Here is a 22,697-nt window from a genome sequence, read left to right on the forward strand (position 1 = left end):
GTTCATCGTCACCCGCCCCTCGCAAGTCCGTCGCTGTCCTCACCGCCGGCCCTCGCGCAGGCCGTCGCGCCGGCCGTCCGGGGCCCCGCCGGCAGGTCACCGAAGGAGCAGGCCGACGGCGAGGACCAGCAGGACCAGCCCCACCACGGCGCCGCCGATCCGCTCCGCGAGCGGCGGGAACGCGGCCCGGCCGTTCGCGCCGCGCGCCGTGACGACCCGCACGCCCACCTCGGTGAGCAGCAGGAGCCACAGCGCGCCGATCGACAGGTAGACCGTCGCCAGCAGCGGCAGCGCCCCGGCCGACGGGCTGCCGGCCGGCAGGAACTGCGGGAGGAACACCGTCAGGAACAGGCCGACCTTCGGATTGCCCGCGGTGGAGAGGAAGCCGAGCAGCAGATGCCGGGGCAGCCGGTGGACGCCCGCGCCCTCCGCGTCCTGAGTCCCCGCCGCGCCCTCCGTTCCCGGTCCCGCCCCGGGGCCGGCCGGGCGGGGGCGCAGCGCCTCCCACAGGGCGCGGGCACCCGTCACGGCCAGCACGAGCGCGCCCGCCGCCTGCCAGGCGAGGAGCAGACCGGGCCGCAGCGCCACGACCGCCATGCTGCCGGTGACCGCCAGCACCGCGTCCCCGGTGCCGGCGAGCAGCATGCCCGCGGCGGCGGCCAGCACGGGCGGGCGCCGGCGGGTGCGGCTGACCAGGCGCAGCACCAGCATGCTGTCCGGGCCCGGGCTGCACACCACCGCCGCGCAGCTGGCCAGGAAGGCCGGGCTGGCGGCGACGGCGAGGGCGCTCGGGGTCATCGGGCGGCGTGGTCCGGTGCCGCGGCCACCGGTGCGGCACCGGGGGAGTCGTCGGCGGATCCGCCGGGGGAGTCGTCGGGGGTGATGACCACGGCCGCCTCCATGGCGCGGACGGCGGCCACGTCCCGTTCCACCTGCGCGGGGTCGGGGTGCGCGAGCACCGCGAAGCCGAGGGTGAGGGTGCCCAGCAGGTCGCGGGTCACCTCCAGCCGGTCGCCGTCCTGGAGCTTGACCGCCGAACGGTGGTACGACGCCAGCTCCTTGATCCCGTCCAGGACGGCGGCGCCGGACACCGTGCCGGAGCTGCGGGCGATCAGGAAGACCACGGTCATGTGCCGCAGCAGCCGGTAGCCCTTGGGGGCGGTCTCCTCGCGGGCGAACCAGCGCACCGCGCGGTGCAGCTGGCTGTCGCCGGTGGCGGTCAGGTTGAACGCCGGGTGACCGCCGCCGTGCGGACGGGAGTTGATCTCGATGAGGCGCGGGCCCTCGTCGGTCAGCATGATCTCGATGTGCGCGGCGCCGTGCCGCAGGCCGACCGCGTCGAGCACGGCCTCGGCGTAGCGGGTCAGCGCCGGCACCGCGGGGTCGTCGGGGGAGACCCAGGTGAGGCTGTCGTAGACGGCCATCTGCTCGCCGTTGTCGATCTTGCTGTAGCGGCAGATGTCGGCCACGGTGTGCCGGCCCCGGTGGCTGAAGGTGTCGACCACGAACTCGGTGCCCCGGGCGTACTCCTGCACCATCATCCGGTCGTTGAGGTTGTGCCACTGGTTGACCCGGCCCAGCTGGGCGTCGAACGGCACCCGCCAGTCCGTGCCGGCCGGCACCCTGGTCACCCCGTCGGTGCTGCCGCTCTTGGGCGGCTTGACCACCAGGTCGCGGCCGGCCAGGCCCTCCCGCTCGATCCAGGCCTGGACGGCCGCCCGGTCGTCGGTGCAGATCTGACGGATCGTCGGCACGCCGGCGGCGCGCAGCGCCTGCGCCATGGCGCCCTTGTCGCGGCGCGCCGCCGACAGTTGCGGGGTGTTGGCCTGTTCCGGGAGCAGCCGCTCGGTGAGCCGGTCGGTCAGTTCGACACCGCTCTCCGCGCCCGCCAGCACACAGCGCGGCGACAGCGGGCGCAGCTGCGCCACCAGCTTCTCCAGGTCGCCGTCGAAGGCGAGCAGCTGCCGGTAGCGCGCGGCGTCCCAGGAGTCCGCGTACGCCGCGGGCACCTCGGGCAGCGAGCTGACCGCCACCGAGGGGATGCCGAACGAGGCGAACTGGGGCGCGTACTGGGCACCGGAGGAGAACGGGTCGACGATGACGGCGACCTGGGGGGACGACGGGGCGGTCACGGGAGCGTCCTGTCTCCGGGGGCGGCCCCCGGGGGCGGTTCAGGCCCCGGCTGCGAGGGCCGGGGAGAGCGGGAGGTGGCAGAGTTCGGTGTCGGCGTCCGCGGGGCCCGGCAGCACCGCGGTCACGGTGTCGCCGGAGCGGACGGCCGGCACCTGGCGGCGCAGCCGGCTGAGCGAGGAGCCCCGCTCGTGCCACGGGCACACCAGCCGGCGTCCGGTGGGGTCGGGGGTGCCCAGGTTCAGCGGGCCGCCCCGGTGCGGGCAGGAGGCGGGCAGCACCGATCCGCCCGCCTCGGTGCGGATGTACACGTAGGGCAGGCCGGCGACGCGGGCGCAGTTGTCCGCGCCGCCGGCCTTGAACGTCACGACAGGCATGCGCGGTAGTCCCCCACGGAGAAGATCTGGTAGACGCACTCCTCGGACTCGATGATCGCGCCGTGCAGGCGGTTGCGCTGGATCACCGTGCCCTCGCCGGCTTCCAGGATCCGGTAGGAGTTGAAGCCGCTGACGAAGCGCATCGTGCCGCTGACGATGTGGCAGAGCTCGTCGCCCTCGTGGCTGTGGGTGTTGGACAGCTCGCCGAAGGGCTCCACGATGTCCGCCAGCGGCGGGGTGATCCGGCCCTCGGTGATGGCCGCGTACACCGGCTCGTGCAGGTCCTTGTAGCGGTCCGCGTCGTCCATCCAGGCGATCTGGGTGGCGAAGTCGTCGTCCGCGATGCCGTTCAGCAGGCGGAACTCCTCGATGCCGCGCACGATCTCCGGGATGATCTGCTCGCCGTGGCGCTCGATCAGCGGCTTGACCAGCTTCTCCAGGGCCATCCGGCCGTGGTGCTGGTCGATGTGGACGTGCTCGGAGAAGTAGCGGGCGTCCGCGCTGCCCTCGAACACGTCGGCGAGCAGGCTCTCCGCGCGGCGGCAGAAGTCCACCAGGGTGCTCTCGGTGTAGAACAGCGCGCCGACGTAGCGGAAGAAGTGCTCGTGGTTCTTGCCGAGGTAGTGGAAGTAGTTGTTCAGGGCCAGGCTGGACACCAGGTAGTACTGCCAGTACCGGTGGACGTCGGAGCCGAGTCCGACCGATTCCAGGGTGGCCTCGAAAAGGGTGCTGTGCTTCGTTCCGTGCACGCCGTAGCCGTACTCGTCGATAAGGATCTTGAACCATTCCGACTGCTCGGCGCCGTAATATCCGAGCACGTTCCTGGCCATCGGCGAGGCCTCGGACAGGAAGTCCGGTGCGAACTGGATCAGCCACATCCTGGCCGCGCGCTGCGGGTCGGAGGAATCGCGGATCGCCTTCTCGGCGAGGGAGGCCTCGCCCTTGGCGTGGACGTCGAGGTCCTCCAGGTAGGCGAGCAGGCTCTCGGTGGTCCAGTCGCCGCTGACCTCCACCTCCTGGTCGAGGAAGCCGAAGGCGAAGCGCTCCAGCGCGGGGCGGATCAGCTCGCCGCGGGCCCGGTTGCCGGGGCTGTAGTAGTCGCGCAGCTCCTGCGCCTGGGCGCCGAGGCCCGCCTTCGGGAAGAAGACCAGGTCGGCCTCGTAGATGCTGGTGAGCAGGCGCTGGGCGGCCAGGCTGCTGTACTCCAGGATCCGGTCGCGGGGCGCGACCCGGTCGAAGTCCAGGTAGGGCAGCACCTGGGGGCGCAGCTGGCGGCGGTAGGGAGTGTCGGAGTTCTCCCACTCCTCGTTGTCCTTGTAGAGCGGGTTGGCGGCGTAGGCCAGGACCGCCTCGCGGAGCGCGTCGCCGCGCAGCTCGAACGGTTCGTAGGGAACAGGTGTGTGCGACATGTTCTGGTCTGCCTTCCGCTGATGGTGGGGCGGCGGGCCGGCGGCGGCGCGCGAAGGCCACGGGGCGCGCGGCGGCCGGGCTGGGTGGGGTCGTGCGCGGGTGCGGCGGTGCGTCAGACGAGCGAGAGGCGGGTGTCGCTCCAGGCGAGGTCGAGTTCCAGCGTGGAGCCGGCCTGCGCCTCGACGGGCTCGGCCAGCGGCAGCAGCGCCTGCATCCAGTGCGAGCCGACGTTGTCCGGCGAGTTGCGCAGGGTCACGCCGCCGCCGAGGTCCAGCTCGAACCAGGCGACCAGGGCGTGCACGGTGCCCGACTCGGTGACCGGGACGGAGAGCTTGCTGGAGCCCGGGCCGAGCGGGTCCGCGGCGAAGTCGAAGGAGGCCAGCTCCACCGTCTCCGACAGGACCCGGTGGGGCCAGGTGTGCAGCCGGATCGGGAAGTGCCCGGGCGTGGCGAAGACGTTCAGCCGCGACACGTCGAAGCCGCCGGCCCGGCTCACCCGGTTCAGGTTCACCGCGTTCTCGCTCTGCACCAGTGCCCCCAGCAGGCGGCCCTGCTCGGGGAGCATCACCCCGTCCGGGGTCAGCAGTTCGCGGCGCGCGTGCCGGATCGAGGGCAGGATGCCCTCGCCGATCAGGCCGCAGTCCACGATCTCGGAGATCACCGCGTCGACCCGGCGGGGCAGCTCCCGGCCGACCGCCAGCTGGTCGGAACGGCAGGCGAGCACGGTCACCCGGTCGGCGAAGCCCTCGTCGGCCAGGACCTGCCGGGCGACCTCCGCCATCAGCGGGTTCGCCTCGCAGCTGTACACGTGGGAGGCGCCGGCCCGGACGGCCATCATCGCCAGCAGGCCGGTGCCCGCGCCGATGTCCAGCACCGTGCCGTCCCGCGGGACGATCCGCTCCAGGGCGGTCGCCAGCGCGTCGTTGCGTTCGTGGTCGTTGAGCATGGCGAAGTGCCAGCGCGGCACCGCCTCCCGGGCGAACTCCCGGAACTCGGGGTACTCCGGGGACAGGGCGTCGGGTTCGGCCAGCAACCGGGCCGTGTCCTCCGCGATCCGGTTCAGCTCCTGGGCCCTGGCGCGCAGGCCCGCCAGGGCCAGCCGGACCTCTCCCTCAGCCGTCAGGCTGGTGACACTCGTCAAGTGAGGCATGTCGTTTCGCAGGCTCCCGGTAGGAATGGCTTATCGAAACACGCTGCATGCACAGATGAACGGACGGTGCGGGCCGACAGGAAACGCCCGAATCCTCGGCGAATTCACGGGGAACTCGCCGGTCTTCGCGGCGTTCGAGCAGAAATTCTGCTCCCGATATCGGACATGTTCTGCGGTGCGGAAAGCGAAGGCCGGGTCCGCTATTCTTGCGTGCGCAAACCGCCTTCCGTCGAAACAATTAGAACATCACCTGACTCGGAGCGGCAAGCACGCCTTAAAAGGAGCGGTACTTGTCGCTTCCGGCCGGCCCTTTCGGGCGGCGCCCCGTCACGGCGGGCCGCCCGGTCCGGCCCCGGCCGGCCCCCCGGCGGCCCCCGGCTCCGTCTCCAGGTGCAGCGTGCCCTCCAGGCGCAGCGCGGCCGCCGTCATCGCCAGCGTGGTGTGCCGGTACCAGGCCACCCAGGTGCGGACCTGATGACTGCTCAGCCCGGCCCGGGTGTCGGCCTCGTGGACCGCCCGGGCCGCCGCCGCGCCCGCCGCCGCCATCGCCCGCGCGGCGGGGACGTCCGGTGCGGTGCTCGGCGTGTGCAGCAGGAAGCACGAGCTGTGCCCGGAGGGCAGCCGGCGGGCCAGCAGGGTCAGCCGGAAGCCCGGCGCCGGATGCCCGTACACCGGGCCCAGGCCGCGGCCCAGCAGCTGCCAGGCCTCCTCCCTGCCCGGCTCCGTACGTACCGCCGAGGCGTCCGACTCGCTCTGTGGATAGGGGAGTTGCGGAAGCTCGACGCAGAACGGCAGCCGCCGCCGGCACAGCCACTGGCGCAGCTGCGGATCGGCGAAGTCCGGGCCGCCGAACACCCAGCCGACCGGCATCGCCGCCGCCAGGGCGCGTTCCAGCATCTCCTGGCCCAGATCGGCCATGGTGTGCGGGCGCACCCGCTCCGGCGGCACGCCGGCCCTGGCGCAGCGCTCGGGGTCCGAGGTCCACCGCGAGGGCAGGTGCAGCTCGCGGTCGATCACCGCGGCCCGGTTCCTCGACACGTAGCACAGCAGCGCCGCGACCTGGGTGTTGCGGTCCCGGCCGGCCCTGCCCACCCCGGCCGGGGCGACCGCGACCGCGCCGGTGCCCACCCGGGCCGTCTCGTGCCGGCTCAGCACCGCGCACGGGCCCGACGCCCCCAGCAGGGGCACCACGTGCGCGCGGATGCTGTCGCGCAGCCGGTCGGCGTCCCACACCGTGCGGGTGAGCAGCCGCTGGGTGCTCCAGGCGCTGTCGGCGCCGGAGCGGGCGGCGATCCGCGCGGCGCTGTCCCGGCCGGGGGCGGCCAGCAGCGCGCGGACGTAGGCCAGTGCCCGGTCCCGTGGCTCGGCCCGGGTGAAGTGTTCGCCCAGTACCCGCAGCAGGTCCGGGTACGGGGTGGCGGGGCCACCGGATCGGACAAGGGGGGAGTGGGACGCGACGGCCATGCCGGATCTCCGATAGGTCTAGACCTGTCGATTCCATGGCGAGACTAGCCGAGCATCGGGTGCGGAGTAAGTCTTGATCGTGTCACCGACGTTGAGGTATCCGCGCGCAGCAGGAGGGGCCGCGTGCAGGGCGCACCGGGCGGAAGACGACGTCCACCCGCGCGCCCCCGCGCGCCCCTGCCCGGCCCCGTCCGTCCCACCGGCCCCACCCGCCAGGCCGGCCCCGTCCGTCCCGCACCGCCCCCGTACCGTCCCGCCGCCCCGCGGACGCCGTGCAACCCGGAAGCCCTGCCCGGTGTTCCCTCTCACGCCCGGCTCCTGGAGCCCACCCGACGAACCAGTGCGAGGCGTGAGATGACCGAAAGCACCGAACTGAGCGCCACCAGGCTCGCCGAGGCGATCCGCCGGCGGGAGATCTCCCCGGTCGAGGCGGTCCAGGCAGCGCTGGAGCGGATCGAGAAGACCAACCCCGCCGTCAACGCCTTCGTGACCGTCTGCGGCGAGCGCGCCCTCGAACAGGCCGCCGCCGCCGAACGCGCCGTCACCTCCGGCGCCGAACTCGGCCCGCTGCACGGCGTCCCCATCGGCGTGAAGGACCTCGACCCCGTCGCCGGCGTCCGGATGGCCCGCGGCTCCCTGGTCTTCGCCGAGGACGTCCCGCAGGAGACCATCCTCTGCGTCGAACGCCTCGAACAGGCCGGCGCGATCGTCGTCGGCAAGACCAACACCCCCGAGTTCGGCTTCAAGGCCACCACCGACAGCGCCCTGTTCGGCCCCGCCTCCACTCCCTTCAACCGCGCCATGAACGCCGGCGGCTCCTCCGGCGGCAGCGCCGCCGCCGTCGCCTCCGGCATGGTGCCGCTCGCCCAGGGCTCCGACGCCGGCGGCTCGCTGCGGGTGCCCGCCGCGTTCTGCGGCGTCTTCACCCTGATGCCCACCTTCGGCCGGGTCGCCGTCCCCGCCAAGCCCAACGCGTTCCGCCGCTACAACCCGATGGTCTGCTACGCCACCCTCGCCCGCACCGTCGGCGACGCCGCCCTCGGCGTCGACCTGATGTCCGGCGAGCACCCGTACGACCCGTACTCCTACCCCGCCCCCGACAGGCTCGTCGACGCGCTCCACGGCGACCTCACCGGCCTCACCGTCGCCTACAGCCCCGACCTCGGCGGCTACCCCGTCGAGCCCGAGGTCGAGGCCCTCGTACGCGCCGCCCTGCCCGCCCTGCGCGACGCCGGCGCCACCGTCGAGGAAATCGACTTCACCCTGCCGCTGCCGCACGCCGACCTCACCGCGATGTGGCGCCGCTACCTGTCCGTCGCCCACGCCGAATCCGCCGCCATCTCCCGCGACAACGGCCTCGACCTGCTCGGCACCTACGCCGGCTCCATCGACCAGGCCTACCTGGACTCGGTGCGCGTCGGCGAGTCGCTCAGCGCCGTCGACTTCCGGCTGGAGGACCTCGACCGCACCCGCGTCCTCTACGCCTTCGAGAGCGTCTTCGACCGCTACGACCTGATCGTCAGCCCGGTGAACGCCGTCGCCGGCATCCCCAACTCGGCCGGCCGCGACACCGTCGGCCCCGACACCGTCCAGGGCCAGAGCGTCGACCCGTTCGTCGGCTGGTCCCTCACCAGCCCGTTCAACCTGATCGCCAGCCCCGCCGCCTCCGTGCCCGTCGGCCGGGCCGGCAACGGCGTCCCCGTCGGCCTGCAACTCGCCGCCCGCCGCCGCAACGACGCCCTGGTCATCCGCGCCGCCGCCGCCCTGGAGGCCCGCCTCCCCTGGGCCGGCAGCTACCAGGACCTCGACCTGGACGCCACCACCGCCTGATCCCCGGCCACCACCCTCGCCACCACCGGCCGGTCCGGGCGCAACCCGACCGGCCCGGCCGGTGTTCCAGCAGACGAACCACCCCCCTCGGCCGACGACCCGACCCAGCCCGCCGGGGGAGCGACGAAGGGGAGACACCCGTGCAAGCCACCACCCGGCAGCCCGCCGGCCGGCGGACCGGACCCAGCGGCACCGCCCTGCTGGTCCTGTTGATCGGACAGTCGATGGCCAACATCGACCTGGCCATCGTCAACCTCGCCGTGCCCGCCGTCAGCGCCGACCTCCAGGTGACCGGCTCCGCACTCACCCTGATGGTCACCGCCTACGCGCTGTGCTCCGCCGTCCTCCTCGCCCCCGCCGCCCGGCTCGGCGAACGCCTGGGCGTACGCCGCGTCTACCTGTGCGGCCTCGCCCTGTTCACCCTCTCCTCGCTCGCCTGCGGACTCGCCACCAGCGCCCCCGTCCTCATCGCCGGACGCTGCCTCCAGGGCGCCGCCGGCTCCCTGATGATCTCCCAGGTCCTCATGGGCATCCACCGCTGGTACACCGGCCCCGCCCGGGCCCGCGCCCTCGGCTGGAACGCCGTCACCCTCTCCGGCGGCGCCGCCGCCGGCCAGATCCTCGGCGGCACCGTCGTCTCCGCCGACATCCTCGGCACCGGCTGGCGCGCCGTCTTCCTGCTCAACGTGCCCATCGGCGTCCTCATCCTGCTGCTCGGCGTCTTCCTGCTCCCGCACGACCGGCCCGCCGCCGGCACCGTCCGCCGCGGCGACAACGACATCCCCGGCACCCTGCTGCTCGCCGCCGCCTCCCTCACCGTCCTCATCCCGCTCAGCCTCACCAAGCCCGACTGGATCTGGTTCCTGCTGCTCGCCGCCGCCCCGCTCGCCATCCAGCTGGTGCGCACCGAACGGCGCGTCATCGCCCGCGGCGGCACCCCCGCGCTCGACCTGCGGCCGCTGTCCACCCCCACCGTCCGCTGGGCGCTCATCACCTCCTCCGGCTGCACGCTCACCTACATCTCCATGCTCTACCTGCTCTCCCTGCACCTCCAGGACCACCTGCACCTGCCCGCCTGGCAGTCCGGACTCGTCCCGCTCGGCTGGGTCCTCGCCTTCGGCCTCGCCGGCCCCGTCATCGGCCGCGCCTCGCACGGCCTCATCCGGCGGCTGCCGTTCCTCGGCTGCACCCTGCTCACCGTCTCCTACGCCCTCGCCCCGGTCGTCCCGGCCGGCGAGGGCACCGCCATCTGGCCGCTCACCGCGGTCCTGTGCATCGGCGGCTTCGGCCTCGGCCTCAACAACACCTCCCTGCTCAACCTGCTCACCTCCGCCGTGCCGTCCCGCCACGCGGCGACGCTCAGCGGCACCGTCAACACCCTCTCCACCGTGGTCGGCGTCACCGGCGTCGCCCTCTTCGGCGCCCTCTACCCCTGGCTCAGCCGCAGCAGCTGGGCCGGACCGGGCACCGCCTGGACCCTCGCCTGCGCCGGACTCGCCCTCATCACCGCGTTCTGCGGGTACACCGCCCTGCGCGCCGTCGCCGCCGCACCCGACCCGGCGGTCACCGCGGACCCGGCGGTCACGCCCGACCCGGCAGTCACATCCGACGCGGCGGACCCGGCCGACGCAACCGACCCGGCCGCCACGGTGTTCACCACCAAGGAGCGACCCGGCGCGCCCACCGCCGGCTGAACCCCGCGCACCCACCACCGCACCACGAACACCCGACCCAGAGGACGACCCGCCATGACCGAGCTCCACCACCTCCACGCCAAGGCCGCGCTGTTCGACCTCGACGGCACCCTGGTGGCCACCGAACACCGCAGCCGCGCCGCCTGGACCCGCCTGTTCACCACCCACCGGGTGCACTGCGACGACGCGGTCCTGGCGACCTTCGTCGGACGGCGCGGCAAGGAAGCCCTCGCCGACCACGTCCACGACTTCCCCGGCCACACCGTCGACGAGCTCTTCGACGAGGCCTGCGGCTACCTGATGGGCCCCGACAGCCCGGCGCCGTACGCCGTCCCCGGCGCCGCCGACCTCCTCGCCGACCTGCACGGCCGCGGCGTCCCCCTCGCCGTCGTCACCTCGGGCCTGCGCACCCACGCCGCCGAGATGCTCGACCACGTCGGCGGCGCCGACCTGTTCCAGGTCATCATCACCGCCGAGGACGTCACCGTCGGCAAGCCCGACCCGCAGGGCTACCTCGCCGCCTGCCGCGCGCTCGGCGTCCACCCCGTCGACGGCCTCGCCTTCGAGGACGCCCCGGCCGGCGTCCAGGCCGCCAAGAGCGCCGGACTGCGCTGCGTCGCCCTCACCACCTCCCACGGCGCGGGCGACTTCGCCCACGCCGACCTGGTCGTGCCCGACCTCACCCCGCTGCGCTGGACCCCGTCCACCGACGCGAACTGACCCCACCCGCCGCACCACGTCACCGCACGCACGACGTCACCACGCGCAACACGCGCGTCACGTCACCGTGCCACCATGTCATCGCACCGCCGCGCCGCCCCGACCGCGGCAACCACCACACCAGCCCGAAACCGCCGGGGAGACACCGTCATGCCCGCTGCCCGCCCCTCCGCACCCACCGTCCTGGCCGCCGCCGCCACCAGCAGCCTGATCCTCGTCCACGACCCGCTCGCGCGCGCCGTCGCCCCCGACTACTGGGACTGGTCCGCCGACGCCCACCACACCGCCGCGAACGCGCTCACCGCCCTCGACGACGACCGGATCCGCTCCGCCGGCAGACGCCTCGCCGACGACCCCGCCGACGACACCGCCGCCGCACACCTCACCGCCGCGCTCACCGACCTGCTGGGCCGCCCCGACGGCGAGGACGCGGCGGTCGACGCGCTGCGCGCCGCCGCCGCCCGCACCGAGTCGCTGTCCCGGCTGATCGTCCAGCCCGGCACACCCGGACCGTCCGCCCCCGCCGGGCCCCCCACCACCACCGAACTGCTGGACTCCCTCGGCTCCAAGCCGCACCGCGGCTGCCACCCCGTCGACGCGGCCGTGGTCATCCCGTTCCGCGCCCCCGACGACTCCACCGGCCGCGTCCGCAACCTGGCCGCCGTCCTCAACGCGCTCTCCGACCAGTCCCACCCGCGCGAGCGCTACCGCGTCGTCGTGGTCGAGAACGACGAACACCCGCGCTGGCGCGACCTGTTCACCGACGCCTGCGACACCTACCTGTTCGCGCCCGACTCCGGCCGGTTCAACAAGTCCTGGACCGTCAACGTCGGCGTGGTCCACGGCGCGAGACCCGCCGAACTGGTCTGCGTCCTGGACGGCGACATCCTCGTCGACCGCGACTTCGTGGCCCGGGCCGTCGAACGCTTCCGGGAGCCCGGCACCCAGGCCCACTGGCCGTTCGAGGACATGCTCTTCCTCGACCCCGCCTCCAGCGCCCGGGCCGTACGCACCCGTTGCCTCGACGCCGCCCCCGACCCCGGCCAGCACCGACTGCGCGGCGTCCACCTGCGCCGGCCCCCCGGCGGCTGCGTCTGGCTGCGCGAGGACCTCTTCACCCGCATCGGCGGCATGGACGAACGTTTCTGCGGCTGGGGCGGCGAGGACCAGGACTTCGTGTGGCGCGCCGAACGCTACGGCCCGATGGACCGCCACCGCGACCCCATCGTCCACCTCCACCACGACCGCGCCGCCCACCGCGGCGACGACGGCACCCCTTTCTACGAGGAGGTCGAACGCGCCGGCTTCTGCAGCTGGCCCTGCGACTCCGACTTCGGCCGCCTCGACACCTGACCCCGGTCCCGGTCCCGGCCCCGACCCCTGTCCCGGTCTCGTCCGAGGGGCGCCGCTGTCCGAGGCTTGCCGTACGGTCCTGCCATGGCAGCAGTGATCGATCTGACCCTCGACTGCGCGGACGCGACAGTCCTCGCGGAGTTCTGGAAGACGGCCCTGGGGTACGTCGACGAACCGCCGCCCGCCCCCTTCAGGACCCGCGCGGAGTGGCTCGCGCAGTTCGACCTCCCCGAGGACGACAGCGCGGACGACGGCGCGTGGCTCTGCGACCCCGACGGCGCCGGGCCCCGGCTGTGCATCCTCAGGGTCCCCGAACCGAAGACCGCCAAGAACCGGCTCCACCTGGACATCCGGGTGCCGGGACACGGCGGCCCGGCCGAGCGGTGGGCCCGGATCAGGGCGGAATCCGCGCGGCTGGTGGCAGCGGGCGGGAGCGTCCTGGAGACCTTCGAGGGCCACCACGTCATGATGGCCGACCCGGAGGGCAACGAGTTCTGCGTCGCCGCGGCCCCCGCCCGCAGCTGACCGGCCCCGCCCCGGCCCCGCCTGCGGGAGCGGGGCCGGGGCGGAGTCGTACGGAGGACCGGCCTACCGGCGGCTCAGGCGCACTGGACCTTGACCTTGTGCCAGACGCCCCCGTAGTAGACCTCGACGTAGCAGCTGCGCGACCGCTCGGTCGCCGAGGCCGTGGTCGCCGTCGCCACACCGAGGCCGACGAACGCGACCAGACCGGCGAGCGCGACGGCCGCGCGCCGCCGGCCGGGACGGACGGTGGTGGTGCTGGTGGCCATGGATCGGCCTCCTTCCTGACGGGCCGGCCCCCCGCCCTGGCGGGGCCGGACGATGTGCGAACAGGGGCACGCCGCCCCCGCCGCCCCCGACCTGGGGACGACAGCACGAGAATGGCCGACGGCAGGGCCGCCAGGGAGGTCACGGTCTGACCTGGCAGAGCGTCAGATGCCGTGATCGGGCCTCCTGGACGGGAGTTGGCCGTACGACGACAATCACGGACATGGACATCGCCGAGGCGCTCCGTGACTTCCTGGTATCCCGGCGGGCACGGCTGCACCCCGACGAGGTCGGGATCCCCGTCCACGGCACCCGCAAGGTCAGCGGACTGCGCCGGGAGGAGGTCGCCGACCTCGCGGCGATGAGCGTCGAGCACTACACCCGGCTGGAGCGCGGGCACGCGTCCCGGGTCTCCGACACCGTCCTCGACGCGGTCTGCGACGCCCTGCGGCTCAGCCCGGGGGAGCGCCGCTACCTGCGCAGCCTCGCCCGCCCGGCCGGCACCGAGGAGACCGGCCTCGCGGCCGAGCGGTGGCCGGGCCTGAAGCCGGTGCTCGACGCGATGGTCCTCACCCCCGCCTACCTGGTCGGCCCGGGCGGCGCGATCCTCGCCTGGAACCGCCTCGCCGCCGCCGTCTTCCTCGACTTCGGACGCCTGCACCCCCGGGACCGCACCGTCGGCCGCCTCGTCTTCACCGACCCGCGCGTCCGGCGGCTCTACCCCGACTGGGAGACCAAGGCCCGTGAGACGGTCGGCCTGCTGCGCACCGAGGTCGGCAGGCGCCCCCGGGACGCCGCACTCGCCCGGGAGATCGCCGAACTGCGCGAGCACAGCCCGCAGTTCCGGCGGCTCTGGGGCGAGCACGTGGTGCTGGAGGAGACCCACACGACGCTGCTGCTCGCCTCCCCCCGGGTGGCGGGCCCGCTGAGCCTGTCCGCGGCGGCGCTGTACCCGGCCGACCACCCGGACCTGGTGATCGCGGTGTACACGGCCGCGCCGGGGTCGGCCTCCGAGCGTGCCCTGCACCGGCTGGCACGCGCCGTCACACCGACCGGCACGCCCTGACGGCGCCGGACCGCGAGCGCGCCGCGGTCCGGCCGCCGATATCCCCGGGGGGACGAGACGGCCGGGAAAACCCTGCTCCGGCATCCGGGTGAAATGGCGCGGCGTCGCCCGGCGCTGACGGAAGCCGGGGCCGACGCTGCCACAATGCAATTTCTTCGAGGTCCACCTGCACAGGCGGTGCCACCGGACGGCTGGAGCGGAACATGCAGATCATTCGACCACGCAATAGTCCGGAAAAGGAGACCGGCGCGGGAACGGGATCCTTCCCGTGGACACTCATGTACCACTCGGTGGCGACGGCGGCCGAGGATCCCTATCTGATCACCGTCGATCCCGCACGATTCCGCCGCCAACTGCGCTGGCTGTCCGCGCGCGGGCTGCGCGGGGTTTCGGTGGGCGCCCTGATGCGCGCCCACCGGGACGGCACCGCGGCGGGCCTGGTGGGGCTCAGCTTCGACGACGGGTACCGCGACTTCGTGGAGGAGGCCATGCCCGCCCTCGCGGAGTACGACTTCACCGCGACGGTCTACGTGGTGGCCGACCGGCTCGGCGGATACAACGACTGGGACCGGCAGGGCCCGCGCAAGCCGCTGATGACCGCGGGCCAGGTCCGTGAAGCGGCCGCCGCCGGCGCGGAGATCGGCTCGCACGGGCTGACGCACCGGCGGCTGGCGGGCCTGGACGCGCCGGACCTGGCGGCCCAGGTCACCGACAGCCGCCACGTGCTGGAGGACCTCACCGGCGAGGCGGTCGAGGGGTTCTGCTACCCGTACGGCTCGCTCGACGCCGCCGCGGTGGAGGCGGTGGCACAGGCCGGCTACGGGTACGGGTGCGCGGTCAGCCCCGGCGCCCACAGCGGGGTGCACGCGCTTCCCCGCTGCTACGTCGGCGACCGGGACGGGCCGCTGCACCTGACCGCGAAGCTGGTGCGCGACCGCTGGCGGCGCTGACGCCCGTTCAGCGGGCGGCGGCGGGCTCCGCGGCGGGCTCCGTGGTGGGTTCCACCGCGGGCTCCGCGGCGGGTTCCAGGCTCAGCCAGGACTCGTGCCAGAGCAGGGCGCACCGGCGGTCACAGCCGGTGGCGAGCGGCTCGCCGCCGCAGCGCAGGCCGTGGAGGATGAACCAGCGCCCCCCGGTGGGATGCTGCCACCAGGCGAGGGACCGGTGACGCAGCTCGGTGGCACTGTGACGGGTGCCGGCGTGGCGCTCCATCCCCGGCTGGAAGGGGACGCCGTGCAGGCGCCCGTCCGAGCCGAGGGTTTCGTGGATCTCCGCCAGGCTGCGCACCGTCGCCCACAGGGCGACGGGCCGGGCGGCGGGGACCGGCGCGGGGGCGGGCTCCAGCCACTCGTCCCGGAACAGCAGCGCGCAGTCCATCCCGCAGCCCTGGGTCCCGTCGGCGCCGTGGCAGGTGGCGCCGGCCAGGGCGACGGTGCCCGACAGGCGCCGTACCCGGTAGTGGTCGTCGATCATGCGGCGCACGACGCGTTCGACCTGGTAGACGCCGCCGCAGAACGACCACTGGCTGCGGGTGAACCACAGGCCGCGGTGGCGGTCCCCGGCGTCGAGGGTGGAGCGCACCAGGGCCTCGTCCTTCACCCGGACCCAGTCCCCCTCGGCGAAGCGGGAGGGCCGGCCGGGCGCCGGGACGTCGGCGCGGCGCTCGCGCAGCACCTCCCGGGCGATCCGGGCGCGGCGCACGACGCCGAGCGGGGGAAGGTCGCGCAGGGGCAGGCTCTTGTACTGGCACCGGTTCGCGGCGGATTCGCCGTGCGGCTCCGTGGTACGGGTGAACCGTGATTCCTCGACGGCCATCAATGAAATCCCATCGGGTTGGAGATATCGGCACAGGCTAGCGCAAACTGACTTTCTTCGCGCCGGCCGCCGGACCCTTTCGGTGCCATGTCGAGAGAAATAACACTAGACGCATTAAGGGTCTTCTTGAGTGAAGAACGGCAATTCCCAGGGAGTTTCGGTTCATACGCGTGTAATGTTTCCACCGTTGCCGGGGTGGAGTGGCCGAGTGGCGAGGCGACGGCTTGCAGAGCCGTTCAGACGGGTTCGATTCCTGTCTCCACCTTTTCTCCTGACCGTGAGCGAAACGCGAGGTGGCCGCCACCCGTCCGGTGGCGGCCACCTCGCGCGTTACCTCGCGCGTCAGCTCCTGCGTCGCCCCGCTCGGGAGCCGTGTCCGCTAGCGGCTCAGGCGCCTGAACCGGCCCACCGCCAGCGGGAAGAACACCGTGACCAGGGCCAGCGGCCACACCACCGCGAGCAGTTCCGCGTTCGTCGCGGCCCAGGAGTCGCCCGCCGCGCCCGGGTTGCCGAACAGGCCGCGCACCGCTGTGGCCGTCGCCGACATCGGGTTCCACTCCACGACCGCGCCCAGCCAGGACGGCATCGACTCCGGGACGGCGATGGCGTTGGAGAGGAAGCCGACCGGCCACACCAGGATCTGCACCGCCTGCACCGTCTCCGGCCTGCCCGCGACCATGGCCAGGTGGATGCCGGCCCACAGCATCGCGAACCGCAGCAGCAACAGCAGTCCCACCGCGCCCAGGAACGAGGCGCAATCCCCGTGCCAGCGCCAGCCGATCGCGTAGCCGACGGCGATCATCACGGCCAGCCCGACCACCGACTGGAGCATGTCCGCGATGCTCCGCCCGACCAGGACCGCACCGGAGGCCATCGGCATCGAGCGGAACCGGTCGATGATCCCCTTGCCCAGGTCCTGGGTGACGGAGAGCATCGTGGACTCCAGGCCGAAGGCCATCGTCATGGTGAGCATGCCGGGCACCAGGTAGTCCTTGAAGTTCCCCTCCACGCCCCGGCCGCCACCGATCAGGTAACCGAACATCAGCAGCATCATCACCGGGAAGACCAGCCCGACGACCACCTGCACGGGCTGCCGTGCCCAGTGGGCCAGTTCGCGCCTGGTCATCGTCCAGGAGTCGGCGGCCGCCCACCCCAGCGTCGAGCCCGTGCTGCCCGTGCCTTCCGTACCGCGGGTCGCCCTCATGCTCCGTACCGTGGTCATGCCGCCTCCGTCTCCGTCCTCGTCAGGTGCAGGAACACCTCGTCGAGCGTCGGCCGCCGCACCGCGATGTCCTCCGCCACGATTCCGGCCGCCTCCAGCGCCCGCACGGTCTCGGTCAGCGCCCGGATCCGGTCGCCGACCGGGGCGCTGACCAGCCGGCGGTCCTCGTCCACGGTCGCCTCCCCGGGCAGCAGCGAGGCCGCCTGGGCCAGTCGGCCAGGGTCGTGCAGGACCACGTCGATGCGGTCGCCGCCCGCCCCGGTCTTCAGCTCGTCCGACGTGCCCTGGGCGACGACCTTCCCGTGGTCGATCACCGCGATCCGGTCGGCCAGCTGATCGGCCTCCTCCAGGTACTGCGTGGTCAGCAGCACGGTGGTGCCGCCGCCGACCAGCGAGCGCACCGCGTTCCACACCTCGGCGCGGCCGCGGGGGTCGAGCCCGGTCGTGGGCTCGTCCAGGAAGAGCACCCGCGGTTCACGGATGAGGGAGACCGCCAGGTCGAGGCGCCGCCGCATCCCGCCGCTGTACTGCCTGACGGCCTTCGTCCCGGTGTCCTCCAGTCCGAACCGGGTGAGGAGTTCCCCGGCCCGGGCGTTCGCGCGGCGCGCGCCCAGGTGGTGGAGGCGGCCGAACATCTCCAGGTTCTGCCGGCCGCCGAGCTCCTCGTCGACGGCGGCGTTCTGGCCGAGCAGCCCGATCCGCGCGCGCACCTCGCGGGCGCGGGTCCGGGCGTCGAGCCCCGCCACCTCGACCCGGCCCTCGTCGGGGCGCAGCAGCGTGGACATGATGCGGACGGCTGTCGTCTTGCCGGCGCCGTTCGGGCCGAGGATCCCCTGGACGGTCCCGCCGCGGACGGTGAGGTCGAGGCCGTCGAGAGCCTGCCTGCCGCCGTACCTCTTCCGCAGTCCCTCGACGACGATCGCCGGATCGTGGTCGGTCAAAGCGTCCCCCTTCAGTCACTAATCAAACTTGACCAGTCCGGGAAGGTAGCCCGTTTCCCGTGACTGGTCAAACTTGACTACTCGGGGCTCGACCGGGAAGGATCGGATCATGTCAGCGATCCGGCTCCTGGTCCTCGGCGCCGTCCGTCAGCACGGACGGGCACACGGCTACCAGGTGCGCAACGACCTGGAGTTCTGGGGGGCCCACGAGTGGTCCAACGCCAAGCCGGGCTCGATCTACCACGCGCTCAAGCAGATGGCGAAGCAGGGACTCCTGGTCGAGCACGAGGTCGCACCGAGCGCCGTCGGCGGCCCGCCCCGCGTCGAGTACGAGATCACCGACAAGGGCACCGCGGAGTACTTCGACCTGCTGCGCGAGGCCCTGACCTCGTACGACCAGAAGATGGACGTGCTCTCGGCCGGCATCGGGTTCATCGTCGACCTGCCGCGGAGCGAGGCCGTCGCGCTCCTCAGGGAGCGGATCGCGGCGCTCGAACGCTGGCGGGCCGGGGTCACGGGGTACTACATGCCGCAGGACGGCCCCGAACAGCTCGGGCACATCGGCGAGATCATGAACATGTGGGTGCACTCGGCCGACAGCCAGGCGGCATGGACGCACAGCCTGATCGGGCGGATCGAGGGCGGCGCGTACACCTTCGCGGGGGAGGGCGAACCGTTCGTCGGGGTGCTCGCGGAGGGCGAGCCGAACCCGTACGCCACCGGGCCGCATCCCGAGGACCCCCACCACTGAGGCCGGGCTCACGTACAGGACTGGGCCCGTGTACAGGACTGGGTGACGCCGGGTGGACGGCGGAGCCGACCGGACGAAGAAGCAGGGGGCGGAACAGATGGTGTGGATGTCGCGTGAGCAGGCCGGCTTGCTGGCGCAGTGCGCGGTGGCCTTCGAGCCGGGCGATCCGGCGCGTACCGGAAGCCTCGTGTTCCGATACCCCGACGGCCAGGCCGGCCCCGGCCTCGCCGCCCGACCGTCCCTCGGCGAAGCCGACCTGGTCACCGCCGACGGCGGCACCCTCGCGGTCCGCCGCTGTCCGGTGCTGCGCCTGACCGTCGCCCAGGCGCTGCCCGCCCTCACCCTGGCCCGCCGGCTCCACACCGAAGCGACCGCCGAAGCGGCCGCGAGCGGCACGGCGAACGGCACCGCGGCCGTCACCCCCAGCCCGTCCGCCGCGTTCTGGGGCGCCGCCACCGCCCTCGGCCTGCACCTCGCCGCCCGCGAACGGCTGCTCCCCGGCGTCTCCGCCACCGGCCACGACGCCTGGCGGGCCGGCCCGCTCGCCCCGGAGGACGTCCGGCGCCTGCGCGAACTGGCCGCCGCGGCACCGGCCGAGGCGCTCGCCGTCCCGCTGCCCGTCCCGCCCGGCGGCCCGCTGCTGCTGCCCGACGCCGCCGTCCTGCTCCGCTCCTTCGTCGACGCGGTCGCCGACACCCTGCCGCGCACCGCCGCCGCACCCGCCGCGGCCGGCCGCCCGGCCTTCGCCGCCGCCGAACCCCAGTACGTCCCCCACCTGCGCGCCTGGGCCGAGGAGATCTCCGCCGGCCTCGACTCGGGCGTACGGCTGTCCCTGCGCCTGGACCTGCTGCCCGCCGCCGGCGACGGCGGGCAGCCCGCCCTGCGTCTGGTGCCCCGGGTGTCCAGCCTGGCCGACCCGACGCTCGGCGCCGACGCCGGCGAGCTGTTCGCCACGGCCGGGGCAGCCGGGTTCGGGCCGCGGGCCCAGGCCGACACCGTCCTCGCCGTCCGGCGGGCCGCCGACGTCTGGCAGCCCCTCTCCCGCCTGCTGCCGGTGCCCTCCGCCCTGGACCTCGCCGACCACGAGGTCCGGGACCTGCTCGGCGAGACCGCCGGCCGGCTCGCCGCCCACGGCGTCGAGGTGCTCCGGCCCGCGGAGGCCATCGCCTCCCTCACCAGCCGTGCCGTCGTCGGCGGCGAGCGGACCCCGCCCACCGACCTGCGGTCCTTCTTCGGCGGGGGCGGCACGGTCGACCTGCGCTGGCGGCTCGACCTCGACGGGGAAGCCCTCACCGAGCAGGAGACGGCCGGGATCGCCGCCGCCGACCAGCCGCTCGTCCTGCTGCGCGGACAGTGGGTGTTCGTCGGCGCCGACCTCGCCCGCAAGGCCGCCGAACGCGACCTCAAGCCGCTCACCGCCATCGAGGCGCTCGCCGTCGCCCTCACCGGGTACACCGAGATCGGCGGCAGGCAGGTGCGGGTCGCCCCCAGCGACTGGCTGCTCGCCCTGCGTCGGCGCCTGGCCGAACCCGGCGGCGGCGAACCCGTCGAGCAGCCCGCCGCGCTCGCGGCCACCCTGCGCGACTACCAACTGCGCGGCCTGGCCTGGATGGACCGCCTCACCTCGCTCGGCCTCGGCGGCTGCCTCGCCGACGACATGGGCCTGGGCAAGACCGTCCAGCTGATCTCGCTGCACCTGCTGCGCCAGGAGCACCCGGACAGCGCCGGCCCCACCCTCGTCGTCTGCCCAGCCTCCCTGCTGGGCAACTGGCAGCGCGAGATCGGCAGGTTCGCCCCCGGCACGCCCGTGCGCCGCTTCCACGGCCCCGACCGCACCCTGGACGGCGCCGACTCGGGCTTCGTCCTGACCACCTACGGCACCATGCGCCTGGACGCCGAGCGGCTCGGCGCGCACCGCTGGAGCGCGGTCGTCGCCGACGAGGCCCAGCACGTCAAGAACCCGCACTCCGGCACCGCGAAGGCGCTGCGGCTGATCCCCGCCGGCGCCAGGATCGCCCTGACCGGCACCCCGGTCGAGAACAACCTCTCCGAACTCTGGGCCGTCCTCGACTGGACCACCCCCGGACTCCTCGGCGGCCACGGCCGCTTCCGCAACCGCTGGACCGCCGCCATCGAGGCCGAACGCAGGGAACGCGCGGAGTTCGGACCGCCGCCGGGGGAGGAGGGGGAGTACGGCCCCACCGCACGGCGACTGGCCGAACTGGTCCGGCCGTTCATGCTCCGCCGCAAGAAGTCCGACCCGGGCATCGCCCCCGAACTCCCGCCGAAGACCGAGACGGACCGCCCGGTCTCCCTCACCCCCGAGCAGCGGACCCTGTACGAGAGCCGGGTCCGTGAGGTCATGGCGCAGATCGGGGCCACCGAGGGCATCGCCAGGAGCGGGCTGGTGCTCAAGCTGCTCACCGGGCTGAAGCAGATCTGCAACCACCCCGCGCAGTTCCTCAAGGAGGCGGAAGGCACCCGGCTGGCCGGCCGGTCCGGCAAGCTGGAACTGCTCGACGAACTGCTGGACACCATCCTCGCCGAGGACGGGGCCGTGCTGGTCTTCACCCAGTACGTCACCATGGCGCGGCTGCTGGAGACACACCTGCGCGAGCGCGGCGTCCCCACACTGCTGCTGCACGGCGGTACCCCGGTGCCGCGCCGCGAGGAGATGGTCCGCCGGTTCCAGGACGGGGAGGTACCCGTCTTCCTGCTGTCCCTCAAGGCCGCCGGCACCGGACTCAACCTCACCCGCGCCGACCACGTCGTGCACTACGACCGCTGGTGGAACCCGGCCGTGGAGGCCCAGGCCACCGACCGCGCCCACCGCATCGGGCAGACGCGCACCGTCCAGGTGCACCGGATGATCGCCGAGGGCACGGTCGAGGACCGCATCGCCGCCCTGCTCGAAGCCAAGCAGGGCCTGGCGGACGCCGTGCTGGGCTCCGGCGAGCAGGCACTGACGCGGCTGACCGACGACGAGCTGGCCGACCTGGTCGAACTGAGGAGCGCGGGATGAGCGGGGACGAGACGGGCGCGCGGGGCTTTCCGGCCTTCGCCGCGCGCCGGGGCAGCCGGGCACGCGGCCAGTCCTGGTGGGGCAGGGCCTGGGCGGACGCCCTGGAGGACACCTCCCTGGACGAGGAGACGCTGAAGAAGGGCCGGGCCTTCGCGCGCACCGGCCGGCTCGGGCCGATCACGGTCGGCCCCGGGCGCATCTCCGCCGCCGGCCACGAGGGTGACACCCCGTTCAGGACGGTGCTCACCCTGGAGGAACTCGGCGAGGACGCGTGGGAGTCGCTCTGGGAGAAGGCCGCCGAGCGGCCGGACGCCGCCGGGGAACTGCTCGCCGGTGAACTGCCGCCCGACCTGCTGGAGGCCGCCGAGGACGCCCGGGTGCGGTTGCTGCCCGGCTACGGCGACCTGGAGGCGGACTGCGACTGCGACGCGTTCGAGCACCCCTGCGAGCACGCGGCCGCGCTCTGCTACCAGGTGTCCTGGCTGCTGGACGAGGACGCGATGCTGCTGCTCCTGTTGCGGGGGTGCGGCGCGCAGGAGGCGCGGGAGGAACTCCGGACCGCCCTGCTGATGCAGGCGATCGGCGGTGCCGGGGGTCCCGGCGGTCTCGGCGGTCTCGGGGACGAGGACGCCGAGGGGGCGGAGGAGGCGCAGGCCGGTTCGCAGGCCGGTGCGGCGCGGCTTCCGGACGGCACTCCCGCCGAGGAGGTCTTCGGCCGTGAGCCGGCGGCGCTGCCCGGGCTGCCGCCGTTGCCAGGGCCGCCCGTGCGCCAGGACGCCTCCTCGGCCGGGGCCGACCCGCTGGAGCAGCTGGTCACCGACGCGGCCGTGCGCGCCCGTGAACTGCTCGCCTACACCCACGGTTTCACCGCCGAGCCGCCGGCGCCGCTCGACCTCTGGCGGGACTGCGTACGGATCGCGGCGACCCGCCCCGGGGCGCGGGTCCTGGCCCGGGTGCGGGAGG

General features: G+C 73.8%; 20 protein-coding genes and 1 tRNA gene. 11 read left to right on the top strand and 10 right to left on the bottom strand.

Annotation, left to right across the window (positions count from 1 at the left end; genetic code table 11):
- Positions 1–96: 96 nt before the first annotated feature.
- The 6 genes from BU198_RS00885 to BU198_RS00910 form a co-directional block, all read right to left on the bottom strand.
- Positions 97–798, bottom strand: coding sequence for a LysE family translocator (locus BU198_RS00885; RefSeq protein WP_188294858.1), 702 nt, complete (start codon positions 796–798; stop codon positions 97–99).
- Positions 795–2,132, bottom strand: a complete 1,338-nt coding sequence (locus BU198_RS00890) for an ATP-grasp domain-containing protein (RefSeq protein ID WP_188294859.1) — start codon at positions 2,130–2,132, stop codon at positions 795–797. The genes BU198_RS00885 and BU198_RS00890 overlap by 4 nt, the downstream gene beginning before the upstream one ends.
- Before the next feature lie 39 nt (positions 2,133–2,171).
- Positions 2,172–2,507: a Rieske 2Fe-2S domain-containing protein gene (locus tag BU198_RS00895; RefSeq protein WP_188294860.1), complete on the bottom strand. Its 336-nt coding sequence runs from the start codon at positions 2,505–2,507 to the stop codon at positions 2,172–2,174.
- Positions 2,495–3,916 carry an iron-containing redox enzyme family protein gene (locus tag BU198_RS00900; RefSeq protein ID WP_188294861.1) on the bottom strand — a complete coding sequence of 474 codons (1,422 nt, stop codon included), beginning with the start codon at positions 3,914–3,916 and terminating at the stop codon, positions 2,495–2,497. Before BU198_RS00900 ends, BU198_RS00895 begins: the two co-directional genes overlap by 13 nt.
- A gap of 113 nt (positions 3,917–4,029) precedes the next feature.
- Positions 4,030–5,058: a methyltransferase domain-containing protein gene (locus tag BU198_RS00905; RefSeq protein ID WP_188294862.1), complete on the bottom strand. Its 1,029-nt coding sequence runs from the start codon at positions 5,056–5,058 to the stop codon at positions 4,030–4,032.
- Between the two features lie 336 nt (positions 5,059–5,394).
- Positions 5,395–6,531 (bottom strand): transposase, encoded by a 1,137-nt coding sequence (locus tag BU198_RS00910; RefSeq protein WP_188294863.1) that lies wholly within the window; start codon positions 6,529–6,531, stop codon positions 5,395–5,397.
- Between the two features lie 354 nt (positions 6,532–6,885).
- Here BU198_RS00910 and BU198_RS00915 point away from each other — a divergent pair, with 354 nt between their 5' ends.
- The 5 genes from BU198_RS00915 to BU198_RS00935 all read left to right on the top strand — a co-directional run bounded on the left by BU198_RS00915 (position 6,886) and on the right by BU198_RS00935 (position 12,653).
- The gene (locus tag BU198_RS00915) at positions 6,886–8,361 is read left to right on the top strand and encodes an amidase (protein WP_188294864.1); all 1,476 of its coding nucleotides are present in this window, start codon (positions 6,886–6,888) and stop codon (positions 8,359–8,361) included.
- Positions 8,362–8,501: 140 nt separating this feature from the next.
- Positions 8,502–10,055 carry an MFS transporter gene (locus BU198_RS00920; RefSeq protein WP_188294865.1) on the top strand — a complete coding sequence of 518 codons (1,554 nt, stop codon included), beginning with the start codon at positions 8,502–8,504 and terminating at the stop codon, positions 10,053–10,055.
- Positions 10,056–10,109: 54 nt separating this feature from the next.
- Positions 10,110–10,775 carry an HAD family hydrolase gene (locus BU198_RS00925; RefSeq protein ID WP_188294866.1) on the top strand — a complete coding sequence of 222 codons (666 nt, stop codon included), beginning with the start codon at positions 10,110–10,112 and terminating at the stop codon, positions 10,773–10,775.
- A 150-nt stretch (positions 10,776–10,925) separates the two neighbouring features.
- On the top strand, positions 10,926–12,128 hold the full coding sequence (locus BU198_RS43175; protein WP_188294867.1) for a glycosyltransferase: 1,203 nt from the start codon (positions 10,926–10,928) through the stop codon (positions 12,126–12,128).
- Between the two features lie 84 nt (positions 12,129–12,212).
- The gene (locus tag BU198_RS00935) at positions 12,213–12,653 is read left to right on the top strand and encodes a VOC family protein (protein WP_188294868.1); all 441 of its coding nucleotides are present in this window, start codon (positions 12,213–12,215) and stop codon (positions 12,651–12,653) included.
- Between the two features lie 74 nt (positions 12,654–12,727).
- Here the strand turns inward: BU198_RS00935 and BU198_RS00940 are convergent, their stop codons facing one another.
- Positions 12,728–12,919: a hypothetical protein gene (locus BU198_RS00940; RefSeq protein WP_188294869.1), complete on the bottom strand. Its 192-nt coding sequence runs from the start codon at positions 12,917–12,919 to the stop codon at positions 12,728–12,730.
- A 221-nt stretch (positions 12,920–13,140) separates the two neighbouring features.
- Here BU198_RS00940 and BU198_RS00945 point away from each other — a divergent pair, with 221 nt between their 5' ends.
- Entirely contained in the window at positions 13,141–13,983 is an 843-nt protein-coding gene (locus tag BU198_RS00945) for a helix-turn-helix domain-containing protein (RefSeq protein WP_188294870.1), read from the top strand.
- Positions 13,984–14,261: 278 nt separating this feature from the next.
- The gene (locus BU198_RS00950) at positions 14,262–14,933 is read left to right on the top strand and encodes a polysaccharide deacetylase family protein (protein WP_223243739.1); all 672 of its coding nucleotides are present in this window, start codon (positions 14,262–14,264) and stop codon (positions 14,931–14,933) included.
- A gap of 7 nt (positions 14,934–14,940) precedes the next feature.
- On the opposite strand, the gene BU198_RS00955 is transcribed toward BU198_RS00950, so the two are convergent.
- Positions 14,941–15,798, bottom strand: a complete 858-nt coding sequence (locus tag BU198_RS00955; protein WP_188294872.1) for a hypothetical protein — start codon at positions 15,796–15,798, stop codon at positions 14,941–14,943.
- A 194-nt stretch (positions 15,799–15,992) separates the two neighbouring features.
- Between BU198_RS00955 and BU198_RS00960 the strand changes: the two genes are divergently transcribed.
- A tRNA-Cys gene (locus BU198_RS00960) sits at positions 15,993–16,063 on the top strand.
- Positions 16,064–16,177: 114 nt separating this feature from the next.
- Here BU198_RS00960 and BU198_RS00965 read toward each other — a convergent pair.
- A complete protein-coding gene (locus tag BU198_RS00965) occupies positions 16,178–17,002 on the bottom strand; it encodes an ABC transporter permease (RefSeq protein ID WP_188294876.1) in 825 nt (274 codons plus the stop codon).
- A 14-nt stretch (positions 17,003–17,016) separates the two neighbouring features.
- Complete coding sequence (locus tag BU198_RS00970; protein ID WP_188294873.1) at positions 17,017–17,961, bottom strand: ATP-binding cassette domain-containing protein; 945 nt, start codon at positions 17,959–17,961, stop codon at positions 17,017–17,019.
- Between the two features lie 109 nt (positions 17,962–18,070).
- On the opposite strand from BU198_RS00970, the gene BU198_RS00975 reads away from it, so the two are divergent.
- The 3 genes from BU198_RS00975 to BU198_RS00985 all read left to right on the top strand — a co-directional run.
- Positions 18,071–18,712, top strand: coding sequence for a PadR family transcriptional regulator (locus BU198_RS00975; protein ID WP_188294874.1), 642 nt, complete (start codon positions 18,071–18,073; stop codon positions 18,710–18,712).
- Between the two features lie 97 nt (positions 18,713–18,809).
- Positions 18,810–21,734 carry a DEAD/DEAH box helicase gene (locus BU198_RS00980; protein WP_188294877.1) on the top strand — a complete coding sequence of 975 codons (2,925 nt, stop codon included), beginning with the start codon at positions 18,810–18,812 and terminating at the stop codon, positions 21,732–21,734.
- A partial coding sequence (locus tag BU198_RS00985) for an SWIM zinc finger family protein (protein WP_188294875.1) occupies positions 21,731–22,697 on the top strand: 967 nt, incomplete at its 3' end. The genes BU198_RS00980 and BU198_RS00985, both read left to right, overlap by 4 nt.

This window comes from Streptomyces sp. CBMA156 (assembly GCF_014596515.1).
Taxonomy (GTDB): Bacteria; Actinomycetota; Actinomycetes; order Streptomycetales; family Streptomycetaceae; genus Kitasatospora.

Bases quoted from the DNA above. Each gene is read 5' to 3' on its own strand.
- BU198_RS00925 (WP_188294866.1), top strand. From the start codon at position 10,110: ATGACCGAGCTCCACCACCTCCACGCCAAGGCCGCGCTGTTCGACCTC.
- BU198_RS00935 (WP_188294868.1), top strand. From the start codon at position 12,213: ATGGCAGCAGTGATCGATCTGACCCTCGACTGCGCGGACGCGACAGTC.
- BU198_RS00910 (WP_188294863.1), bottom strand. From the start codon at position 6,531: ATGGCCGTCGCGTCCCACTCCCCCCTTGTCCGATCCGGTGGCCCCGCC.
- BU198_RS00915 (WP_188294864.1), top strand. From the start codon at position 6,886: ATGACCGAAAGCACCGAACTGAGCGCCACCAGGCTCGCCGAGGCGATC.
- BU198_RS43175 (WP_188294867.1), top strand. From the start codon at position 10,926: ATGCCCGCTGCCCGCCCCTCCGCACCCACCGTCCTGGCCGCCGCCGCC.
- BU198_RS00900 (WP_188294861.1), bottom strand. From the start codon at position 3,916: ATGTCGCACACACCTGTTCCCTACGAACCGTTCGAGCTGCGCGGCGAC.
- BU198_RS00950 (WP_223243739.1), top strand. From the start codon at position 14,262: ATGTACCACTCGGTGGCGACGGCGGCCGAGGATCCCTATCTGATCACC.
- BU198_RS00965 (WP_188294876.1), bottom strand. From the start codon at position 17,002: ATGAGGGCGACCCGCGGTACGGAAGGCACGGGCAGCACGGGCTCGACG.
- BU198_RS00980 (WP_188294877.1), top strand. From the start codon at position 18,810: ATGGTGTGGATGTCGCGTGAGCAGGCCGGCTTGCTGGCGCAGTGCGCG.
- BU198_RS00885 (WP_188294858.1), bottom strand. From the start codon at position 798: ATGACCCCGAGCGCCCTCGCCGTCGCCGCCAGCCCGGCCTTCCTGGCC.
- BU198_RS00955 (WP_188294872.1), bottom strand. From the start codon at position 15,798: ATGGCCGTCGAGGAATCACGGTTCACCCGTACCACGGAGCCGCACGGC.
- BU198_RS00975 (WP_188294874.1), top strand. From the start codon at position 18,071: ATGTCAGCGATCCGGCTCCTGGTCCTCGGCGCCGTCCGTCAGCACGGA.
- BU198_RS00945 (WP_188294870.1), top strand. From the start codon at position 13,141: ATGGACATCGCCGAGGCGCTCCGTGACTTCCTGGTATCCCGGCGGGCA.
- BU198_RS00895 (WP_188294860.1), bottom strand. From the start codon at position 2,507: ATGCCTGTCGTGACGTTCAAGGCCGGCGGCGCGGACAACTGCGCCCGC.
- BU198_RS00940 (WP_188294869.1), bottom strand. From the start codon at position 12,919: ATGGCCACCAGCACCACCACCGTCCGTCCCGGCCGGCGGCGCGCGGCC.